We start from the raw sequence: 2,136 nt of genomic DNA on the forward strand, positions 1-2,136 counted from the left end.
ATAGACACCGTCCAAGCCCTCGGCGCGGCCAATGATCGGAAAGCCGTCGATCGGCGTCGGCCGGTAGCCGACCGTGTGGAAATCGAGTTCCAACCCATCGCTGTCGCGCAGCATGGCCTTCATGGCCGCAAACAGGGCGTGGGCGGTGGCTTCGGCATCCATGCCCGGATCGGCTCCGCCAAAATCCGAGCCGGCGATGATGCGGCCTTCCGCCGTCTGGCGCATGTGCAGCCGCTCGGCCAGCACCAGCCCGTTGAGCAGCTTTTCGTGCGGTCGCGAATGGACGATCAGGCCGGGCGGCGTTTCGATCGGCAGGTTGATCCCGGCGGTCGCGGCGATCTCCGGCGAGCCAACGCCGGCCGCGACCACCACCTCGTCCGATGCAATCAGGCCATGCGATGTGTCGACACCGGTGATCCTGCCGCCGGTCTGGACCAGGGCCGTCACCGTGCTGGAGATGGTCTTCGCGCCATGTCGCTTCGCGTCTGCCAATAGGGCACGGACGGCGGCCACGGGCTCTGCGACACCTTCTTCGGCAACATGCAGGGCAAAATCCGGAAGCTCGGTGAGATTGGGCTCGATGCGCGCTGCACCGGCGCGGTCGACTTGGCTGATGCCATAGCCCCAGGCGGAATGTTCCGTGGCGTAGGTTTCCATGTCGGCCGCCGGTAAGTCCCAGCACAGGCCGCCGCACCAGCTCAGCGGCAGGTCGGGCAGGTCCTGCGCCAGCCGCGACCATTCGGCCATGGCGCGGGTGCGCAGCCGGAAATAGGGCTCCGGATTGCCCCAGCTGGCGTTGATCCAGGCGAACGAATTTGGCGTCGCCACCCCACCGGCAGCACTGTCGGCAATCACCGTCACTTGCGCACCCGCTCTGCTCAGATGCCAGGCGGTGGAGGCACCGATGATGCCGGCGCCGATGACGATTACTTGTTTCGCCGCAGTCATGCTTGCTCCTCTGCCTCGTCATCCGGAGGGATGTTCATCCAGTGCCATCCCGGCAGCCGCTTGCCAACATCGCGCAGCGTAAAATATGCGGCAATGCACTGGCCGGAGCCACAGCACGACTGAGCTGTATGCTCTGACGGTGAGGCGGCGATCAGCAGCGCCCGAGCCGCCGGACCGGTCGACAGGCCGGCACTGCGCTGCTAGAAGCCCGGCCTGTCACACGGAAATCCCAGAGAATGCCCGAAGCAATAGAAGAAGAAGTGGCACGCCGCCGCACCTTCGCGATCATCGCGCACCCGGACGCCGGCAAGACGACGCTCACCGAAAAGCTGCTGCTGTTCGGCGGCGCCATCCAGCTCGCCGGCGAGGTCAAGGCCAAGAAGGACAAGATCCAGACGCGGTCCGACTGGATGAAGATCGAGCGCGAGCGCGGCATCTCGGTCGTCACCTCGGTGATGACCTTCGAGTATGAGGACAATGTCTTCAACCTGCTCGACACGCCCGGCCACGAGGATTTCGCCGACGACACCTACCGCACGCTGTCGGCGGTCGACTCGGCGGTCATGGTCATCGATGCCGCCAAGGGCATCGAGCCGCGCACACTGAAACTGTTCGAAGTCTGCCGGCTGCGCGACATTCCGATCATCACCTTCATCAACAAGATGGACCGCGAAAGCCGCGATCCGTTCGAGATTTTGGACGAGATCGAACAGAAGCTGGCGCTGGATACTGCCCCCGTCACCTGGCCGATCGGCCGCGGCAAGAATTTTGCCGGCACCTATCATCTGGCGCTGAATGCCGTGCGCGGGGGCGACGCGGAGAAAGAACGCACGCCGGTCAACGGTCCCGATTCCAACCGCGTCGCCGGCCTGCTGCCGGAAAACGAGCGCGAAGCCTTCATCGAGGAACTGGAGCTCGCGCGAGAAGCGTGCAGACCCCTTGATATAGAAGCCTTCCGCGAGGGCCATCTGACGCCGGTCTATTTCGGTTCGGCGCTGCGCAATTATGGCGTGCGCGACCTGATCGAGGCACTCGGCGCTTTTGGACCGCCGCCGCGCGCGCAGGAGGCGGACACCCGCAAGGTCGAGGCGACCGAAGAGAAGATGACGTCCTTCGTCTTCAAGATCCAGGCCAACATGGATCCCAATCACCGCGACCGCATTGCCTTCGTCCGCGTCTGTTCGGGTA

At 64.5% G+C, this 2,136-nt stretch carries 2 protein-coding genes; one reads left to right on the forward strand and one right to left on the reverse strand.

Going from position 1 to position 2,136, the window contains the following annotated elements; all coding sequences use genetic code 11:
• A partial coding sequence (locus EN893_RS30525) for an FAD-binding oxidoreductase (protein ID WP_164901256.1) occupies positions 1-948 on the reverse strand: 948 nt, incomplete at its 3' end.
• 236 nt (positions 949-1,184) lie between these two features.
• Between EN893_RS30525 and EN893_RS30530 the strand changes: the two genes are divergently transcribed.
• Positions 1,185-2,136, forward strand: a 952-nt coding sequence (locus EN893_RS30530; RefSeq protein ID WP_128362040.1) for a peptide chain release factor 3, incomplete at its 3' end; no start/stop codon positions are given.

Origin of the sequence: Mesorhizobium sp. M7A.F.Ca.CA.004.04.2.1 (assembly GCF_004022825.1) — a bacterium.
GTDB lineage: Bacteria > Pseudomonadota > Alphaproteobacteria > Rhizobiales > Rhizobiaceae > Mesorhizobium.